Here is an 18,890-nt window from a genome sequence, read left to right as displayed (position 1 = left end):
CACTCAATTTAGCCATTGTCGACGACGACGGTGCCCACCGCTGGCAAAGATGCCGCACAGCAAGGCGATCAGGGCGACGCCCGCGCCGGTGACAAACCATTGCTGCTGCTCGGTCAGCCAGCGGGTCAAGGCACCGCCTTGTGTCTCTTTGAGTTGCTGGGCCAGGCGTTGGTTCTCCTGGCGCAAACGACTCAGTTGCGCGCTTTCTCGGGTAGCCTGCGTGCTTTGCAGTTGCTTGCTCAGCGCTTCGCGTAGCCCTTCGCTTTCTTTCAAGCGTTGCTGCAATTCGGTGATCTGGCTGCCGGCACTCAAGGACAGCGGCGTGGAGCTGCCGCTGCTCGAGGACTCTTCAGCGTGGGCCGTCGCCCCGATCGTAAACACTGCCAACAGACACAACTGACGTAAGCGCATCGGAACTCCTGATTCCACACGGATATTCAGAACGTTGTCGGCAGGTTGCCGGGAATGATGAGCCATTGGGATGGCGCCGAAGCGTTTTGGCCCGGCGCCACCGGGCTCAAGGCAGGACTTGCTTGAACGGCTTGATCACGACATCGGCGTAGACGCCCGCCGCCACATAAGGATCAGCCTTGGCCCACGCCTGGGCATCGGCCAGGGAGGCGAACTCGGCAACGATCAGGCTGCCGGTGAAACCCGCTTCGCCCGGCTCGTTGCTGTCGGTGGCCGGGTGCGGGCCGGCCAGTACGATGCGGCCTTCGGTTTGCAGCTGCTTGAGGCGCTCGACGTGGGCCGGGCGCACGCTCAGGCGTTTTTCCAGCGAGTTGGCAACATCGGTGGCAATGATGGCGTAGAGCATGTCAGTCCTCGGTTTTCGGCGTGGTGGCGGCAGAGTCATGCAGGTGACGCGACAGGTAGATACCTTGGCCGACCAGGAACAGCAGGGTCATGGCCAGGCTGCCGAACACCTTGAAGTCGACCCAGTATTCCTGAAAGGTGAAGGCCACGAACAGGTTGGCGGCACCGCAGAAGATGAAAAACACGATCCAGGCCACGTTCAGGCGCACCCAGATCGGGTCCGGCAGGGTCAGCGCGTGGCCCATGATCCGCTTGATCAGCAGGCGATCACCAATGAAGTGGCTGCCGATGAACACCAGGGCGAACAGCCAGTTGACCACCGGGGCTTTCCATTTGAGGAAGGTTTCGCTGTGGAAGGCCAGGGTCAGGCCGCCGAACACCAGGCAGGCGATGAGGGTCAGCCATTGGCTTTTTTCCAGCTTGCGCTGGGAGATGAAGATGGCGCCGTACACCACGATGGAGCTGATGATCAGCACGGCGGTGGCGCTGTAGATGCCGCCGAACGAGAGTTGGTGACCGGCGATGTCGATGACCCTGGGGTCGAGTTTGGTAACGATGAAAAACAGCAACAGCGGGATGAAGTCGATGAATTGTTTCACAGTAAGAGCCAGAAGCTGGATGTGGCGGCATAATAACAAACATCCTTGGTTGCGATAGCGCCAGCTGACTTGAGGTTACACACTCCCGTGAATGTTGATTTGCACTGCCACAGCACGGCCTCCGACGGCGCCCTGGCGCCTGCGGTACTGGTTGCGCGTGCGTTTGAAAAAGGCGTGCGAGTCCTCGCGTTGACCGACCACGACACCCTCGAAGGCCTTGATGAGGCCCGCGCGGCGGCCCAGGCCTTGGGCATGCAGCTGGTCAACGGCGTGGAATTGTCCTGCACCTGGGGCGGCGCCACCATTCATGTGCTCGGCTACGGTTTCGAGCAAAACGCCCCGGCCCTGGTGGCGGCCATCGCCCGATTGCACGATGGCCGCTGGCTGCGGTCCGAAGAAATAAGCCGCAAGCTCAGCCTCAAAGGCATGCCTGGCGCCCTCGACGGCGCCCGGGCTATCCAGCAGGCGTTGGGCGACAGCGGTAATGCACCGGCCCGTCCGCACTTCGCCGACTGGATGGTGCAGGCAGGTTTCGTCAAGGACCGCGCCGAAGCCTTCCGTAAATGGTTGGGCGCGGGCAAGTTGGGCGATGTGAAGCAACATTGGCCGACCCTGGAGGACACCGTGCAGACCCTGCGGGCCGCCGGGGCCTGGGTCAGCCTGGCGCATCCCTGGCATTACGATTTCACCCGCAGCAAGCGCCGCAAGCTGATCAGTGACTATATTGGAGCGGGCGGCCACGCGATCGAAGTGGTCAACGGGCATCAACCCGCCGAGCAGGTCGGCAGCCTGGCGATCCTTGCCCGCGAATTTGGTCTGCTGGTCAGTGCCGGCAGTGATTTTCATGGCCCAGGTGGCTGGTCCGAGATCGGCGAGTATCGCCAGGTTCCGCAAGACCTGCCGCTGTTGTGGGGGCGATTCAAGCATGACCCCATTATTGCCACCGTCTGAACAGGTAGAGCTCGTGAGTCAATTCTTCCAGATTCATCCGGAAAACCCCCAGGCGCGCCTGATCAAACAGGCCGTGGAAATCATTCGCGCCGGCGGCGTGGTGATCTATCCAACTGATTCGTCCTACGCCATTGGTTGCCAGATCGGCGACAAGGGTGCGGTCGAGCGCGTAAGACGCCTGCGCCAGCTGGATGACAAGCACAACTTTGCGCTGATCTGCAGCGACTTGTCCCAGCTTGGGCTGTTCGCCAAGGTCGACACCGGCACCTTCCGCTTGCTCAAGGCGCATACGCCAGGGCCGTACACCTTCATTCTCAACGCCACCCGCGAAGTGCCGCGCCTGTTGTTGCACCCGAAAAAACGCACCATCGGCCTGCGCGTGCCGGAGCACCCGATCGCCCTGGCGCTGCTGGCTGAGTTAGGTGAGCCGCTGATGAGCGTGTCGCTGATCCTGCCTGGCGAAACCGAGCCGCTGTATGACCCTTACGAAATGCGCCGCCTGTTGGAGAAACATGTCGACTTGATCATCGACGGTGGCTACGGCGGCAACAAGGCCTCCACCGTGATCAACCTGGCCGATGGCGAGCCGCAAGTGGTGCGTGTAGGGTGCGGCGACCCGACGCCGTTCATGGTCGAGGCCTGAATGTCGGTCGTGGAAACCGTCGACTCCCAGGCGGGGGCCCAGCAGGAACTGCCCTTCGCGATGGTCTATGGCCAGGCGGTCCTGGAAATGCCCCTGGACCTGTACATCCCGCCGGACGCCCTGGAAGTCTTCCTTGAAGCCTTCGAAGGCCCGCTGGACCTGCTGCTGTACCTGATCCGCAAACAGAACATCAACATCCTCGATATTCCCGTGGCGGAAATCACCCGGCAGTACATGGGCTATGTCGAATTGATGCAGTCGGTGCGCCTTGAGCTGGCCGCCGAATACCTGGTGATGGCCGCCATGCTCGCCGAGATCAAGTCGCGCATGCTGCTGCCGCGCGCAGAGACCGTCGAGGCCGAAGAAGACGACCCGCGCGCCGAACTGATCCGCCGCTTGCAGGAATACGAGCGCTTCAAGGCGGCCGCCGAAGGGATCGACGGTTTGAGCCGCGTAGGCCGCGATGTGGTGGTGCCCAAGCTTGACGCCCCGGAAGCTCGCGCGCGCAAACTGTTGCCCGACGTGAGCCTGGAAGAATTGCTGATGTCCATGGCCGAGGTGCTGCGCCGTGGCGATATGTTCGAAAGCCACCAGGTCAGCCGCGAAGCCCTGTCCACCCGCGAGCGCATGAGCGATGTGCTGGAGCGTCTCAAGGGCGGCGGGTTTGTGCCGTTTGTCGAGCTGTTCACCGCAGAGGAAGGGCGCCTGGGCGTGGTGGTGACTTTCATGGCGATCCTGGAGCTGGTCAAGGAGTCCTTGGTCGAGCTGGTCCAGAATGAGCCGTTTGCGGCTATCCATGTGCGGGCGCGAGCCGAATAACGAGCTGAATCGATGAATCTGACTGAACCCCGCGAACTGGCACCCTTGCTGGAAGCTTTTCTCCTGGCCTCGGGCAAGCCGCAATCTTTGGAGCGCCTGTTCGAACTCTTTGAAGAGGGAGAACGTCCCGAACCGCCGGTGTTCAAGAAGGCGTTGGAGATCCTGCGCAAGTCCTGTGACGGTCGCGCCTTTGAATTGCGTGAAGTGGCGTCGGGTTATCGCCTGCAGATCCGTGAGAAGTTTTCCCCTTGGGTGGGGCGCTTGTGGGAAGAACGCCCGCAGCGTTATTCACGGGCGATGCTGGAGACCATGGCGTTGATCGCCTATCGCCAGCCGATCACTCGGGGCGAGATCGAAGATGTGCGGGGCGTGGCGGTCAACAGCCATATCGTCAAGACTTTGCTGGAACGCGAGTGGATCCGCATCGTCGGCTACCGTGACGTGCCCGGCAAACCGGCGATGTTCGCCACCACCAAGGTGTTCCTCGACCACTTCAACCTGAAGAACCTCGACGACCTGCCACCGCTGGCCGAACTGCGCGAGATGGAAGCCGAACCGGTACTCGACTTCGACGACGCGCCGGTACCGGCCAGCTTGCAGGAACTGGCCGACGCCAGCGCCGAGCCGGAAGAGCCGAAAGACGAAACCAGTTTCCATACGTTGCTGTTGGAACTGGACGACATGGAGCAGGGCATCAAGACCGATTTTGATGATGTGCTGCGCGATGGCGCCGTCGAGCCTGAAACCCAGGTGAACGTTGAGCCCGAGCCTGACGTCGAAGCAGACATCCTCGGTGTTGCCGATGCCCGGGAAAAACTGCTGGCCGCCGTCGCCGCCCTCGAACAGCCGCCTTTGGGCGATGAGGAAGATGAAGCTCGAGCGCTGGCTGAAGCCATCGAAAACGAACGCCGCCAATTCGAAGACTGACGCAATGATCGTTCCCGCGCTCCGCGTGGGAATGTCGCCTTGGACGCTCCGCGTCCGCTGTGACGCGGAGCGTCACGGGATGCATTACCACGCGAAGCGTGGGAACGAGAGCCTTAGCGATGACTTCCACCAAAGACCCCTGCATCAGCATCTGCAAGTTTAACGACGACATCTGCGTCGGCTGTGGCCGCAGCAAGCGCGAAATCCGTGCCTGGAAGAAACTCGACAAAGTCGACAAGCGCACGGTGCTGGCCGAAGCCGAGCTGCGCCTGCTGGCCCTGGGCGCCACCGGTCGGCGGAAAAGCAAATGATTGTGCCTGGATCGGCTAGTCTCTGATGCGCAACGCGCGGCATGCGCGTATGATTCGCGACCCTTTGCCGAGCTATTCGGCCAAAGCCCCGCTTTCAACACTCTTCAGGCCACGCCTGAATCGACCCACCGGGAGGTGCTTAAGATGAACGACAAAGACCAGAACGACAGCCAGGAAATCGGCCCAGCAGGCGAAAAACTGCAAAAGGTGCTGGCGCGTATCGGCGTGGGCTCGCGCCGCGACGTCGAAGCCTGGATCACCCAGAAGCGCATCAAGGTCAACGGCGTCGAGGCTACCCTTGGCCAGCGCGTCGACCTGCACGACGCAATCACCATCGATGGCAAGGTCATCAAGCGTGAAGAGGCGGCCGAATCGGTACGCCGCGTGATCATGTACAACAAGCCCGATGGCGAGATCTGCACCCGTGACGACCCGGAAGGCCGTCCGACCGTGTTCGACAAGATGCCCAAGCCCAAAGAGGGCCGCTGGATCAACATCGGTCGCCTCGACATCAACACCACGGGCCTGCTGATGTTCACCACCGACGGTGAGTTGGCCAACCGCCTGATGCACCCGTCCTACGAGATGGACCGTGAATACGCCGTGCGTGTACGCGGTGAAGTCGATGACGAGATGATCGAGCGCTTGAAAGCCGGTGTGGTCCTTGAAGACGGCCCGGCCAAGTTCACCGACATCAAGCAGGCGCCGGGTGGCGAAGGGTTCAACCACTGGTACCACTGCGTGGTAATGGAAGGCCGTAACCGCGAAGTGCGTCGCCTGTGGGAATCCCAGGGCCTGGTGGTCAGCCGCCTGAAGCGCGTGCGTTTCGGCCCGGTGTTCCTGAACTCCGACCTGCCGATGGGCCGCTGGCGCGAAATGAGCCAGTACGAAGTCGACATTCTCAGTGCCGAAGTTGGCCTGACGCCGGTGGCCATGCCGCAGATGAACGCCAAGAGCAAAGACAAGCTTGAGCGTATGCAGCGTAAGTCGTCGCGCCCGGTGGCCCGTACCGAACGTGTTGCGCGCACCGTGCGCCCGGCGTTGAACGCCCCGGCCACTGGTGGTCGCATCTCGCGTGAGCCGCAGATCGAAGGTGAGCGTCGTCCAACCGCGCCATCGCGTCAGGAAGGTGACCGCGCGCCACGTACGCCGCGCCCAGCGCCGACCGGTGGCCGCAGCAACCGTGGTGAAGCGGAGCGTCCCGCTGACAACGCCAGCACCAAGCGTCCAGCCAAGCCTGCGGCTAACAAGCGCCCTGGCCCGAAACTGGTAGCGGACGAGCCGTCGGGCAAGCGCCGTGGCGCGCCGGCCGGTTCCGGTCAGCGTCCTGGGTTTGGTCGCAAGAAGCCGCAGTGATGTTTTAAGCGCTGCACAAAAAAACGCCAACCTTCGGGTTGGCGTTTTTTTGATTCAAATTTGAAATGCGCTCAATTGTGGGAGGGGGCTTGCTCCCGATAGCGGTGAATCAGTGACAGATACTGAGGCTGACACACTGCAATCGGGAGCAAGCCCCCTCCCACATTTGGGTCTCCAGTGTTTTCGAGTCCTTTGCTCAAAAGGCAAACGTCCCATCAAACACCGGCTTGTCATCCAGCGCCAACACCCCGCTGGCAAAGATCAAGTCCAGGTGATGGCTGCCTTTCTGCCCGCCACCCAACCCCAGGTGCAAGCCGCAATGGCGCTCTTCAAAGCCTGCGTTGCGCGCATACAAATCCTTCACGCCTTCATTGGTGCCAATCCCCAATTCCTCCACACGGCGGTTGGACGGGTTGGCATTCAAGTACTTGTTGAAGTCATCCGCCAGCCCCGGCACGTCGCTGGCCACGCCGCAGATGGTGGAGTTCTCGATCCACAGTTCCAGGGGTGACTCCAGCACGCCGTATTTGCGCGCAAAGGGGATGGTGCTGAGAAAGGTGCCGACAAACCGCACTTGCCCGTTGATGGCTTCGCTGTGGGTGGCGATCTCGCCAGGGGCCAGGTCGTGGTTGCCGACGCCGTTGATATTGGTCCACTTCTTGATGCTGCTCATCGGTGCTTCAAGGCGTGAGCCGTGCTTGTCGGTGAAGCTCAGCACGCTGGCCTCGGACATGCGCCGGATCAACGTGGCGTTGAGGTCGGCGATGCGTTGCGGTTCGACGCTGAAGGTGTCGTAGAAATAGTCGCCGTAGTCCTTGAACAGCAGCGACTTTTTCCAATGTTCGGCCATGACGCCGTGCAACGCGCGGATAAAATCCGGGCCTTCGGCACGCGGGTTGGGCAGGGTCGAGGAATCGTAGAGAAACAGGTACAGGTCGCAGGCGTCGATGGCCTGGGCCAGGGATTCGCTGGCGCTCAGGTCCAGGCGCTGCACCTGGAAATTGAAACGGGCGGCGCTGCCCTGGGTGATTGCCTGGGCGATGGCGTCGTAGCGTTCGGTATGGCCCAGCAGCACGGTAGGGCGGCTCAGGCCCTGAAGGGCCGGGTGGTGAGCGAGATAGTAGAGAAAATGTTCGACAGCGCGGGCCTTGTCCATGACGAGTGTCCTTCTGTGCCTTGGGTAAGGGGGCAGGTGCCGTGCACGACACCTGCCGGATGCTTGCCGGGTATTAGAAAGGCCACATCGCGGTGCCAAATGGCACAACGGCATCAGCTTGCATCATTTCAACGGCGGCCTCATGGGTCGGCGCTTCAAACCAATCGTCAAGTTGCAGTTCAGTTTCCAGGTCTTTTTCCAGTGCTTGCATGGTGTATCTCCTAGAGGACGTTGTTTGAGAACGGCTTGCCAGCGGCTCGCAGGCAAGTGAAGAGAACCTAGGAGAGAGTGTTTCAAAATGCAAAATATTTATTGACACGGTTTCATTTGGATTTTTTCTTCGGTTTTTTTGACGTTATTTTTTATCCAGGTAAAACAGCGGATTGGCTGAACCGATTCTTCAGATGAGTCTGACTGACAATTTTCCGTAAATCGTCATTTGAGCCTGACCGTAAAGCCAATTTTCCGATGCGTAACGTTAAGTTTACGTTGTCGGCCTGCCCGCTTTGGGTGGAAATCCCCTGTAAGGAATACCTGACAGATTGTCGGGTGCACGTTCGTGGTGCGTGCCGAAGCTGTCGAGCGGTGTACAATGCGCCGCGTTTTACTGTGACCCCCTCTTGCGTATCCACGCAAAGGCCAAGACCCAGGGTGTATCCGCCCTGATCACTCCGTCCGGCCACGAGCCAGACGGGTTCGATTTCGTCACAGATAAAAACAAACAGGTGACGCATGACCGCTAGAAAGACGCTGTACTCCTGGTGCCTGCGCTGGGGTTTGAGCGGCGCTGCTTGAGTCGGTAATTCAAGGCAGCAACCTGCATTCAACCTCTTCAAACCTTGCGTGAGACCTTTTTCATGAGTGGACCCCATTCCTCTTCAGGCGAGCTGAAACGCGGCCTGAAAAATCGGCATATCCAGTTGATCGCCCTCGGTGGCGCCATCGGCACCGGCCTGTTCCTCGGCTCGGCCGGGGTACTCAAGTCTGCCGGCCCATCGATGATCCTGGGCTATGCCATCTGCGGCTTTATCGCCTTCATGATCATGCGCCAGCTCGGCGAAATGATCGTCGAAGAGCCGGTCGCCGGTTCCTTCAGCCATTTTGCCCACAAGTATTGGGGCGGTTTCGCCGGCTTCCTGTCGGGCTGGAACTGCTGGATCCTGTACATCCTGGTGGGGATGTCGGAGCTGACCGCAGTCGGCAAATACGTGCACTACTGGTGGCCGGAGATTCCGACCTGGGTCTCGGCGGCGGCGTTCTTCGTGCTGATCAACCTGATCAACCTGGCCAACGTCAAAGTCTTCGGTGAAGCCGAGTTCTGGTTCGCGATCATTAAGGTAGTGGCCATCGTCGGCATGATTGCCCTGGGCAGCTACCTGCTGGTCAGCGGCAGCGGTGGTCCGCAAGCTTCGGTGAGCAACCTGTGGGACCACGGCGGCTTCTTCCCCCATGGCGTGGGCGGATTGGTGATGGCCATGGCGATCATCATGTTTTCCTTCGGTGGCCTGGAAATGCTCGGGTTTACCGCCGCCGAAGCGGACCAGCCACGCACCGTGATCCCCAAGGCGATCAATCAGGTGATCTACCGCATCCTGATTTTCTACATCGGCGCGTTGGTGGTGCTGTTGTCGCTGACGCCGTGGGACAGCCTGCTGGCCACCCTTAATGCGTCGGGCGATGCCTACAGCGGCAGCCCTTTCGTGCAAGTGTTCTCGATGCTGGGCAGCAACACCGCCGCGCATATTCTCAACTTCGTGGTATTGACGGCGGCGCTGTCGGTTTACAACAGCGGCACCTACTGCAACAGCCGCATGCTGTTGGGCATGGCCGAGCAGGGTGACGCGCCGAAAGCGCTGGCCAAGATCGACAAGCGTGGGGTGCCGGTGCGTTCGATCCTGGCGTCGGCGGCCGTTACGCTGGTAGCGGTGTTGATGAACTACTTCATCCCGCAACACGCGCTGGAGTTGCTGATGTCGCTGGTAGTGGCCACGTTGGTGATCAACTGGGCGATGATCAGCTTCTCCCACTTCAAATTCCGTCAGCACATGGACCGCACCGGCCAGGTGCCGCTGTTCAAGGCGCTGTGGTACCCATATGGCAACTGCGTCTGCCTGGCGTTCGTGGTGTTTATCCTGGTGATCATGCTGATGATTCCGGGTATCCAGGTGTCGGTGTATGCGATTCCGGTGTGGGTGGCGTTTATGGCTCTGTGCTATTGGTTGAAAAACAAGCGTAAGGCACAAACCGTCCTGGTCACGCCACAGACGGTGCTTGAGTAACCTCGTTAACCCTGAATAAAGAACCCGGCGTATCGCCGGGTTTTTTTGGACTGGCGGGACGCGTGGCGTATGCTGGTCAGCCTGAATCACGGACCTGTTCCAATGCTGGTAATTTCCAACAACGTGCACCTGCCCGACGCCGAAATCGAGCTGACCGCCATTCGCGCCCAGGGCGCCGGGGGGCAGAACGTCAACAAGGTTTCCAGCGCGGTGCACCTGCGTTTTGATATTCCGGCCTCGTCGCTGCCAGAGTTTTACAAGGAGCGGCTGTTGGCATTACGCGACAGCCGTATCACCAGTGAAGGCGTGCTGGTGCTCAAGGCCCAGCAATATCGCACCCAGGAACAGAACCGCGCCGATGCGCTGGAGCGCCTGGTGGAGTTGATCCTCAGCGCCACCAAGGTCGAGAAGAAACGTCGCCCGACCAAGCCGACCCTGGGCTCGAAAAAGCGTCGCCTCGAATCCAAGACCAAGCGCGGCAGCATCAAGGCCGGGCGCGGCAAGGTCGACTTCTAGGCCTCGCGTGCTTCGCGGGCCTTGGGCGCCTGGCGGTACAGGTACACACTCAGCAGCAAGCCACCCAGGGCGGCGAGGGCGGCGAACAGGAAGATCGACGCAAAGCCGAAGCCTGCCGCCACAGCCCCGGCCAATGGTCCGGTGATACCCAGCGATAAGTCGATGAACAACGAATAAGCCCCCACCGCCGAACCGCGACTTGAGGCGGGCACCAGGTTGACCGCTTCCACCCCCAGCGCCGGAAATACCAGGGAAAAGCCAAACCCGCTCAACGCCGCGCCCGCCAGGGCCAGGTTGGCGTCCGGCGCCAGCCACAGCAATAACAGCCCAAGGATCTCCACCGACAGGCAGGCAATCGCCACGCGAAACCCGCCGATACGGTTGATCAGGTTGCCGAACAGCAGGCGCGCACCGATAAAGCTGGCGCCAAACAAGCTCAAGGCCCACACCGCGTTATCCCAATGCTGGGTGGTGTAATACAAGGTGATAAAGGTTGCGATGGTGCCAAAGCCGATGGAGCCCAACGCCAGCGCGCAGCCGTGCGGCAATACGCGGCCCAGCACGTTCATGAACGGCAGGCGCACGCCGGTCACGATGGGCGCGGCAACCTTGTTCCAGGCCAGCAACAGGCCGACAGCCGCCAGCAGGAGGATGCTCACGCCCATGCTCCACAGTCCGAAATTTCTTACCAGTAATACGCCCAACGGCGCACCGACCGCCAAGGCGCCATAACTGGCGATGCCATTCCAGGAGATGACCTTGGCGGTGTTCGCCGCACCGACCCGGCCGATGCCCCACCCGATGGCGCCCGAGCCCACCAGGCTTTCAGCACTGCCCAACACCAGGCGACCGATCAGCAGGCTGGCGAGGCTCAAGGCCGGCAGGCTTGAACACCACGCCGCGAGCAGCATGAACACACCGCTCAAGCCACACCCCGCCAGGCCGATCAGCACCGCGCGCTTGCTGCCCAGGTTGTCGATGATTTTGCCCGCGTACGGGCGGCTCAGCAGGGTGGCCAGGTACTGCACGCTGATCACCAGGCCGGCAATCACCGCGCCATAGCCCAGTTCGCTATGCACATAGCCCGGCAAAACGGCCAGGGGGATGCCGATATTCAGGTAACCGATAAAGGTGAACAGCACGATGGAAACGACTTGCAGCGTGACCGCCATGGGGCGCTGGGTATCTGGCATGGGAGAGGTCCACTGTCGCAGCAGGTAAAGATAGGCTGCTAATGATACCGGTGGTTTGGCTCGCGTAGGGCGCTAAAGCGCAAAAACCTCAGATCGGGAAGACCTCAGGTTTGCGCAGGGGCCAGCAGTTGGGTGGTGACCAGGGCGGCCAGAGCATTTTCCTGGGTACCGAAGCGCTTGAGCAAGGTGGCTTGTTTGTCCGCGCTGAGGCGGTTCCACACCTCGACCATTTGCAAGGCGGCGTCGAGGACGGCGGTGTCCGGGGAATCGGGAAGGGTGTCGGTCATGGCGGGTATCCCAGTTCAGGCAGTGTGGAAAACGCTTGAAGTGGCGCTTTCCACACGGTCTGGTACGGCGTCAGTCCTGGCGTTTGCTGTCGACTGGTTTGGCTTGTTTGGCTTCAGGTTGCTTTGGGCTGGCCTGCTGCGGTGTTGGCTGCTCTGTTGGGTGCAGGCTTGGGAAGGGGAGATTAGGTATCTCGTGCATCGTCGTCGCTCCTCGCAAGGTCTGTTTTAAATCGCGGGTGATTGCGCGCTCTCAAAAAGCCTTGGCAGGATACAGCACCGTAAATGACAAATAGACTTTTATATCCACGAAAACTAGAACGGCACCTTGCCCAGGATCATGTCGCGGTACATCACAAAATCACCCAGCAGGCTGTAAAACGGGTGCTGAAAGGTCGCCGGGCGGTTTTTTTCAAAAAAGAAGTGGCCGATCCAGGCAAAGCTGTAGCCGGCAATCGGCACGGCCAGTAGCAGGCCCAGCGAGCCGCGACCCATGGCGTACGCCAGAATGCCGATCACGAGGGTGGTGCCGATAAAGTGCAGGCGCCGGCAGGTGCTGTTGCCATGCTCTGCCAGGTAATACGGGTAAAACTCGGCGAAGCTGTTGAATCGCTTGAGATTTTCCACTGTGGCCGGCCCTTTGATTGTTATGCCGCCCAACAGATGTTCGGCGGGGAGCTTATTGGAGTCTAGAGTGATCGATGGTTACAGCCAGTGACAATAGATGCCACTTTAGTATCCTTGCCTTCCTGGCCTGCCATTCAGGCCCGCTTTATTCAAGAAGACGCCATGAGCGAACGAACAACTTCTGCAAGCTGGGCGATGGGGATAGTCAAGGCCTTGGAAATGGACGGCCTGGATTGCCGGGCCCTGTTCCAACAACTGGGGCTGGACTACGCCGCCCTCAGTGATCCCGACGCACGGTTTGCGCAAGACGCCATGACCCGTTTGTGGCAGCGCGCGGTGGAGGTGTCGGGCAACCCGGCAATTGGCCTGAACATGGGGAAAGTGGTGCGCCCGGCATCGTTTCATGTGGCCGGTTATGCCTTGATGTCCAGCAACACCCTGGCCGAAGGCTTCGGGCGCCTGGTGCGTTACCAGCGCATCATCGCCGAAAGCGCCGACTTGAGCTTCCGCTTGTTACCCGAGGGGTATGCGCTGATTCTGACAGTGCACGGCGACCATCTGCCGCCCACCCGGCAAAGCGCCGAAGCCTCGCTGGCCAGCGCGTTGGCGCTGTGCGGCTGGCTCACCGGGCGAACCCTGCAACCGCGTAAAGTACTGTTGCAAGGTGCTCAGCCGGTCGACCTGGCGCCCTATAAACAGGTGTTCCACGCGCCGCTGGAATTCAATGCGCCCTATGACGCGCTGATTTTCGAACAGGCTGACATGGATGCCCCGCTGCCCACGGCCAACGAGGCCATGGCGCTGCTGCATGATCGGTTTGCCGGAGAATACCTGGCGCGCTTTTCCGAAAGCCGCGTGACCCACAAGGCACGGCAAGTGCTGTGCCGCCTGCTGCCCCAGGGCGAACCCAAGCGCGAAGTGGTGGCGCAGACGTTGCACCTGTCCCAGCGTACCTTGCAGCGGCGGTTACAGGAGGAGGGCACCAGCTTCCAGACCCTGCTCGATGACACCCGCCGCGAGCTGGCCGAGCAATACCTGGCGCAGCCGAGCATGACCTTGCTGGAAATTGCCTACCTGTTGGGGTTCGCCGACCCGAGCAACTTCTTTCGCGCGTTTCGCCGCTGGTTCGACGCCACGCCCGGCGAATACCGGGCGCGGCTGCTGCAAGCGTCGAGCGTCAGTGACGCCAGAACGCCGGAATACAAAGCACAAACACCGTAATAATTTCCAGCCGCCCCAGCAGCATGCCCAGCGACAGAATCCACTTGGCCGCATCCGGCAGGCTGGCGAAGTTACCGGCCGGGCCGATGGTTTCACCCAGGCCGGGGCCGACGCCGGATACGGTGCTGGCTGCGCCGGTCAACGCAGTCATCCAGTCCAGCCCCAGCAGTGACAGGGCCAGCGCGATGGCGCAGATGGTGATGGCGAAGAAAAACGAAAAGGTCAGGATCGACCGTACGATTTCTTCATCGAGACGATGGCCGTTGTACTTCTGTTTGATCACCGCGCGTGGGTGAATCAGCTGGTTAAGGTTGGCCTTGAGCAGGATATAGGCAACCTGGAAGCGGAAGATCTTGATCCCGCCGGCGGTCGAGCCCGAACAGCCGCCGATAAAGCCCAGGTAAAAGAACAGCATCAGTGAGAAATTGCCCCAGAGGCTGTAGTCCCCCAGCGCGAAGCCGGTGGTGGTCACCACCGAGGTGACGTTCAACGCCACATGGCGCAGGGCGTCCAGCCAGTGCAGGTTGGTGGTCCACCAATACCAGGTGCCGAGCACCAGCCAGGTCACCAGCAGCAGGCCGAGCAAACCCTGCACCTGCTGGTCCTTGATCAGCGCCTGGCGGTTGCCGCGCAACGTGGCCACATACAGGGTGAACGGCAAGCTGCCGAGGATCATCACTACTACCGCCACCCAGTGCACCGCCGGTTGCTTCCAGTGCGCCAGGGATTCATCGGAGGTGGAAAACCCACCGGTGGAAATCGCCGACATGGCGTGGTTGATCGCATCGAACAGCCCCATCCCGGCCCACCAGAACGCCAGGCTGCCAAGGATGGTGATGCCCACATACGCCGCAACGATCAGCCGCGCCACCATATGGGAGCGCGGCATGACCTTTTCCGAACGGTCCGAAGATTCGGTCTGGAACAGGCGCATGCCGCCGATGCGCAGCAGGGGCAGGATCGCCACCGCCATGCCGATAAAGCCGATGCCGCCGAGCCAGTGCAATAGCGAGCGCCACATCAGGATGCCCGGCGACATGCTGTCCAGCCCACTCAATACCGTGGACCCGGTGGCCGTGATGCCGGACATGCTTTCAAAAAACGAGTCGGTGTAGCTGATGTGCTGAGTCAGCAAAAACGGCAGCGCCGCGAACACGCATACCACCACCCAGCTTGTCACCGTCAGCAGGTACATGTCCCGTGGGCGCAGGTGCACATGCTCGGGGCGACCGGGAATGACCAGGGCCAGGCCGGCGATAAAGGTGATCATGCTGGCCCACAGGAAAGACGGCAGGTCGCCGGTGCGTTCGAAGATCACCAGGGTGGCCATGGGCACGACCATGGCGATCGCCAGCGTGATCAGGAAGATGCCGATGATGAAACCGATGATGCGCAGGGTCGGCAACGCCATGAAGTTCGCTCAGGTGTGGGGGTGGCGCCATTCTACCTGCGGTGCCGGTCTTGTAAACCGAGGGGTTGGACGCGACATAGAGCAAATTGTGGGAGGGGGCTTGCTCCCGATGGCGCCGGGTCAGCAAATACATTTGTCACTGACACACCGCTATCGGGAGCAAGCCCCCTCCCACATGGATTCACTGTGCTGGACAGATTGAATAAAAAAGGCGACCCAAAGGTCGCCTCATTCAACTGCGCCTCGATCAGAACTCGTGATCAGCGCTGTCCGGGTTCAGGTCGCTGATGCCCAGTTTTCCCGCAGCGGCTTCGATTGAACCGGTCTGCTTGACCAGCGCAGCGATTGCGTCACGCACGATCTGGTTACCCGCATCGTTACCGGCTGCGATCAACTGGTCGTAGTGCTCGCCCTTGGCGGCGTGGTCAACCATCACCTGGATTTTCGCTTCGGTCGCCGCCAGGTCAGCCTTGAGGGCTGCATCGGCCGCCGGGTCGGCTTTCGCGACCAGGGACGACAGGCTCGGGCCGGTCAGCTTGTTGCCGTCGACGCGGGTGTACTCGCCCAGGTAGACGTTGCGGATGCCCTTGGCGTCATAGAAGTGCGAGTTATGCGTGTTGTCGCTGAAGCAGTCCTGCTCGTCTTCCGGCGAGTTGGCCTCCAGGGACACCTTCATGCGTTCGCCAGCCAGCTCGCCGAGGGACAGGCTGCCCATGCCGAACAACATTTTGCGCAGGCCGTCGGTAGCCGGTTCCGACTCCAGGGTGGCCCGGTAGTTGTCTTCGACGTTGGGCTTCCAGTTGCCGACCATTTCCTGCAGGTCGCTGACCAGCAGTTGGGTCACGGCGCGCAGGTAGGTACGACGACGCTCGTTGTGGCCGCCGGTGGCACCGTCACCGGTCATGTAATCCGAGGCCGGGCGGTTACCCGCGCCTGGACCGGTACCGTTGAGGTCCTGGCCCCAGAGCAGGAATTCGATGGCGTGATAGCCGGTGGCGACGTTGGCTTCGGAACCGCCCAGCTCATTGAGGCTGGCGAGTTTTTCCGGGGTGATCTCCTTGACGTCGACCTTGTCTTCGCCGACCTGGACCTCGGTGTTGGCGATGATGTTGGCGTTGGCGCCCGGGTTGCCCAGTGCGTGTTCGTAGGATTTGTCGACATAGTCGATCAGCCCCTCGTCCAGGGGCCAGGCGTTCACCTGGCCTTCCCAGTCGTCGATGATGGTGTTGCCGAAGCGGAACACTTCACTCTGCAGGTAAGGTACGCGCGCAGCGATCCAGGCGGTACGGGCCGCTTTGAGCGTGTCGTCGTTCGGGTTGGCCAGGAAGGTGTCGATGGCGGTCTGCAGGGTTTTCGCGGTGGACTCGGCGTCGCTGTACACCGCAAACACCATGTCTGCGTAATGCGCGACCACGGCCTTGGCGGCAGCCTCGTCGACCTGGCCCGCAGGCGCGGCTGGCGCTGGGGCGGTAGTGCTGGCAGCGGCAGGCGCCTGAGGCGCAGCGGCCTTGTCTTTACCTTCGCCGCAACCGGCGAGAGAAATAGCGATAGCCAGCAGACTGGCGGTGGCCAGGGGCATACGAATCATGGCGAACATCCTGCTTCGGTTGTTGATAGGGCGCGCGCGGGCGCAAAAGCTGCGACATAATGCGAAAGATTTGCATTTTGTGTAAAGGCTTATACACGTGAAATATTTGGAATCGTTCGCCCCGCTCAAAGAATCGCCGCGTTATTGCGTTCCGATTGCTTCAAGTAAGCCGCCAACTCCCGGGCCGGCAGCGGTTTGCTGTAGTAGTAACCCTGGCCTTCATGGCAGCCCTCGGAAATGATGTAGGCCTCCTGTTCGGCGGTCTCCACACCTTCGGCAATCACCTGCATGCCCAGGCTTTTGCCCAGTTGGATAATCGCCCGCACGATGGTCGCATCGTCGTCTACGTCCAGCAGGTCCTGGACGAAGCTCTTGTCGATCTTGATCTTGTCCAGCGGCAGGCTTTTGAGGTAACTGAGGGATGAATAACCGGTGCCGAAGTCATCGATGGCGATCAACGCCCCCGAACGACGCAGGCTCAACAGGTGTTGGGCGGCGGTGCTGATGTCTTCCATCAGGCCCGTTTCGGTGACTTCCAGCTCCAGGCTGCGCGGCGGCAGGCGGTAAATCTGCATCAGGTTGTTGACCACCCGCGGCAACTCGGTGTGGTGCAACTGCACGGTGGACAGGTTGACCGCCATGCGCAGCTCGGTGAAACCCTGGTCATGCCATTCGCGCAGTTGGCGGCACGCCTGGTCAAGCACCCATTCGCCGATGGGAATGATGGTGCCATTCTGCTCCGCCAGCGGGATGAACAGGTCTGGCGGAACCAGGCCGTGTTCCGGGTGCTGCCAGCGAATCAACGCCTCTACACCGACCACGCGCAGGTCGCGATAGCTGATTTGCGGTTGGTACACCAGGTGGAACTGGTCGCGGCTCAAGGCATCGCGCAGGTCTTTTTCCAGCTCACGGCGCCGACGCATTTCGCTGTCGACGCTGGCGATATAGAACTGATAACGGTTGCGCGAGCGGCTTTTGGCCAGGGTCATGGTCTGTTCGGCTTTCTGCAGCAATTTCTCCGTGCTGTCGCCGTCTTCCGGGAACAAGGTGATGCCGATGGTGGCGCGCAAACGAATCTGGTCCTGGTCGAGGGCGAATTCCGCTTCCAGGTCATCCAGGATGCTTTGCGCCAGTTCGGCGGCTTCGTAGGGCTGGTCGATATCGGCTTGCACCAGGGCGAACTGGTCGCCCCCCAGGCGCGCGAGCGCGCCGAGGCGACCGCTATGGGCGCGCAAACGATCGGCCAGCGCCAGCAGCAGTTTGTCGCCGTTCTGGTAGGTGAATTGTTCGTTGACGCTCTTGAAGTCATCCAACCCCACGCACAACACCGCCACCCGGCGCTGACGACGGCCGGCGTCGGTCAGGATCCTGTCCAGTTGCTCCTGCAGCTTCTGGCGGTTCGGCAGGCCGGTGAGAAAGTCATACTGGGCCATGCGCAACAGGCTGGACTCGGCCGCGTGGCGCAGGTGGGTGTTGCGTTCGATGGATTCGAGCAACTGGTTGGCGGTGTTTATCCACAGGCCCAGCTCATTACGTTCATGCCCCTTGAGCTGCGGGATCTTGTGCTCGCTGGGCCGGTCCGGGTTGATCGACGTCAGGTGTTCGATAATCCGCGACAGCGGTTTGGTCAGCAGCCAGTGATACACCAGGTACAGCACCAGGCCCATGGCCAGGGCACGCAGCACGCCGGAAATAAAGATGATCACTGAGCTGACAATAAAGCCTTCGCCGTAGGTGGCGGTGTCGAGGGTAATGCTCAGGTCGCCGTAGTACTCGCTGTAGGGGCCCTTGCCGACCAGTGCGGTGGTGAAAGTGCGCTCCTGCCCGAGAATCAGGTCGGTCAACCAGCGGCTGGAAGAATGCTGCAAGGCGCGGCTTTTTTCCGCGAGCATGGTTTCGTTGGGATGACCGATGGACGCGACGCGCACGGCGTCATCCTGAAACAACCCTTCGATCACCTGCATGCCCATTTCGCGGTCCAGGCTATACACGGCCTGGGTCGAGGGGTCGCGAAACATGTCGAGAATACGTTGGGCATCACCGGCCACGGCCTGGCGCGTCTTGTAGGCATCGAACACGATCTGCGCCACGCTCAGCGCTACGCCCACGATCAATGCCGAGAGCAAGACAACCCGTAGCAACTTCACCGACAAGCTGTTTTTGAGTTCCAGCTTCAAAGGGGCATTCCTTGTC

Annotated in this window: 20 protein-coding genes; 9 read left to right on the top strand and 11 right to left on the bottom strand. The window is 60.9% G+C overall.

Annotated elements, in window-relative coordinates:
- Window positions 1–3: 3 nt before the first annotated feature.
- The 3 genes from C4J93_RS20710 to C4J93_RS20700 all read right to left on the bottom strand — a co-directional run bounded on the left by C4J93_RS20710 (window position 4) and on the right by C4J93_RS20700 (window position 1,415).
- Window positions 4–411, bottom strand: a complete 408-nt coding sequence (locus C4J93_RS20710; RefSeq protein WP_124368139.1) for a translation initiation factor 2 — start codon at window positions 409–411, stop codon at window positions 4–6.
- Between the two features lie 106 nt (window positions 412–517).
- Window positions 518–817 carry a YciI family protein gene (locus tag C4J93_RS20705; protein WP_124364150.1) on the bottom strand — a complete coding sequence of 100 codons (300 nt, stop codon included), beginning with the start codon at window positions 815–817 and terminating at the stop codon, window positions 518–520.
- Between the two features lies 1 nt (window position 818).
- Window positions 819–1,415: a septation protein A gene (locus C4J93_RS20700; protein WP_124405113.1), complete on the bottom strand. Its 597-nt coding sequence runs from the start codon at window positions 1,413–1,415 to the stop codon at window positions 819–821.
- 87 nt (window positions 1,416–1,502) lie between these two features.
- Here C4J93_RS20700 and C4J93_RS20695 point away from each other — a divergent pair, with 87 nt between their 5' ends.
- From C4J93_RS20695 to rluB, 6 genes are all read left to right on the top strand, one after another.
- Complete coding sequence (locus C4J93_RS20695) at window positions 1,503–2,366, top strand: PHP domain-containing protein (RefSeq protein WP_124371672.1); 864 nt, start codon at window positions 1,503–1,505, stop codon at window positions 2,364–2,366.
- A gap of 13 nt (window positions 2,367–2,379) precedes the next feature.
- The gene (locus C4J93_RS20690) at window positions 2,380–3,009 is read left to right on the top strand and encodes an L-threonylcarbamoyladenylate synthase (RefSeq protein ID WP_124364147.1); all 630 of its coding nucleotides are present in this window, start codon (window positions 2,380–2,382) and stop codon (window positions 3,007–3,009) included.
- 120 nt (window positions 3,010–3,129) lie between these two features.
- Window positions 3,130–3,828, top strand: coding sequence for a ScpA family protein (locus C4J93_RS20685; protein ID WP_177412781.1), 699 nt, complete (start codon window positions 3,130–3,132; stop codon window positions 3,826–3,828).
- A gap of 12 nt (window positions 3,829–3,840) precedes the next feature.
- Complete coding sequence (gene scpB / locus C4J93_RS20680) at window positions 3,841–4,755, top strand: SMC-Scp complex subunit ScpB (protein ID WP_124430353.1); 915 nt, start codon at window positions 3,841–3,843, stop codon at window positions 4,753–4,755.
- 119 nt (window positions 4,756–4,874) lie between these two features.
- Window positions 4,875–5,066 carry a DUF1289 domain-containing protein gene (locus tag C4J93_RS20675; RefSeq protein WP_057723807.1) on the top strand — a complete coding sequence of 64 codons (192 nt, stop codon included), beginning with the start codon at window positions 4,875–4,877 and terminating at the stop codon, window positions 5,064–5,066.
- A gap of 144 nt (window positions 5,067–5,210) precedes the next feature.
- Window positions 5,211–6,422, top strand: a complete 1,212-nt coding sequence (gene rluB / locus C4J93_RS20670) for a 23S rRNA pseudouridine(2605) synthase RluB (RefSeq protein ID WP_124368135.1) — start codon at window positions 5,211–5,213, stop codon at window positions 6,420–6,422.
- A 196-nt stretch (window positions 6,423–6,618) separates the two neighbouring features.
- On the opposite strand, the gene C4J93_RS20665 is transcribed toward rluB, so the two are convergent.
- Together C4J93_RS20665 and C4J93_RS27185 are read right to left on the bottom strand one after the other, a co-directional pair.
- On the bottom strand, window positions 6,619–7,578 hold the full coding sequence (locus C4J93_RS20665) for a leucyl aminopeptidase (RefSeq protein WP_124430352.1): 960 nt from the start codon (window positions 7,576–7,578) through the stop codon (window positions 6,619–6,621).
- Between the two features lie 73 nt (window positions 7,579–7,651).
- Entirely contained in the window at window positions 7,652–7,789 is a 138-nt protein-coding gene (locus C4J93_RS27185; RefSeq protein ID WP_003237751.1) for a hypothetical protein, read from the bottom strand.
- Between the two features lie 646 nt (window positions 7,790–8,435).
- Between C4J93_RS27185 and C4J93_RS20660 the strand changes: the two genes are divergently transcribed.
- Window positions 8,436–9,857 carry an amino acid permease gene (locus C4J93_RS20660; RefSeq protein ID WP_124430351.1) on the top strand — a complete coding sequence of 474 codons (1,422 nt, stop codon included), beginning with the start codon at window positions 8,436–8,438 and terminating at the stop codon, window positions 9,855–9,857.
- A gap of 102 nt (window positions 9,858–9,959) precedes the next feature.
- Window positions 9,960–10,373, top strand: a complete 414-nt coding sequence (arfB, locus tag C4J93_RS20655) for an alternative ribosome rescue aminoacyl-tRNA hydrolase ArfB (RefSeq protein WP_016975416.1) — start codon at window positions 9,960–9,962, stop codon at window positions 10,371–10,373.
- Here arfB and C4J93_RS20650 read toward each other — a convergent pair.
- From C4J93_RS20650 to C4J93_RS20640, 3 genes are all read right to left on the bottom strand, one after another.
- On the bottom strand, window positions 10,370–11,566 hold the full coding sequence (locus tag C4J93_RS20650; protein WP_124430350.1) for an MFS transporter: 1,197 nt from the start codon (window positions 11,564–11,566) through the stop codon (window positions 10,370–10,372). The genes arfB and C4J93_RS20650 overlap by 4 nt on opposite strands.
- A 104-nt stretch (window positions 11,567–11,670) precedes the next feature.
- Complete coding sequence (locus C4J93_RS20645) at window positions 11,671–11,853, bottom strand: hypothetical protein (protein WP_124371666.1); 183 nt, start codon at window positions 11,851–11,853, stop codon at window positions 11,671–11,673.
- A 312-nt stretch (window positions 11,854–12,165) separates the two neighbouring features.
- The gene (locus tag C4J93_RS20640; RefSeq protein WP_124430349.1) at window positions 12,166–12,477 is read right to left on the bottom strand and encodes a DUF962 domain-containing protein; all 312 of its coding nucleotides are present in this window, start codon (window positions 12,475–12,477) and stop codon (window positions 12,166–12,168) included.
- Between the two features lie 162 nt (window positions 12,478–12,639).
- Here C4J93_RS20640 and C4J93_RS20635 point away from each other — a divergent pair, with 162 nt between their 5' ends.
- Complete coding sequence (locus C4J93_RS20635; protein WP_124364135.1) at window positions 12,640–13,698, top strand: AraC family transcriptional regulator; 1,059 nt, start codon at window positions 12,640–12,642, stop codon at window positions 13,696–13,698.
- Here C4J93_RS20635 and C4J93_RS20630 read toward each other — a convergent pair.
- From C4J93_RS20630 to C4J93_RS20620, 3 genes are all read right to left on the bottom strand, one after another.
- Complete coding sequence (locus tag C4J93_RS20630; RefSeq protein ID WP_124364134.1) at window positions 13,655–15,109, bottom strand: TrkH family potassium uptake protein; 1,455 nt, start codon at window positions 15,107–15,109, stop codon at window positions 13,655–13,657. The genes C4J93_RS20635 and C4J93_RS20630 overlap by 44 nt on opposite strands.
- A gap of 247 nt (window positions 15,110–15,356) precedes the next feature.
- On the bottom strand, window positions 15,357–16,697 hold the full coding sequence (locus C4J93_RS20625; RefSeq protein WP_124364132.1) for an imelysin family protein: 1,341 nt from the start codon (window positions 16,695–16,697) through the stop codon (window positions 15,357–15,359).
- Between the two features lie 125 nt (window positions 16,698–16,822).
- Window positions 16,823–18,874 (bottom strand): bifunctional diguanylate cyclase/phosphodiesterase, encoded by a 2,052-nt coding sequence (locus C4J93_RS20620; RefSeq protein WP_124364131.1) that lies wholly within the window; start codon window positions 18,872–18,874, stop codon window positions 16,823–16,825.
- Between the last annotated feature and the right edge of the window lie 16 nt (window positions 18,875–18,890).

It is taken from the genome of Pseudomonas sp. R2-37-08W, assembly GCF_003851705.1.
In the GTDB taxonomy this organism is placed as follows: Bacteria; Pseudomonadota; Gammaproteobacteria; order Pseudomonadales; family Pseudomonadaceae; genus Aquipseudomonas.
The sequence above is the reverse complement of the archived record's forward strand: the minus strand, read 5'-3'. Positions and strand labels throughout refer to the sequence as shown.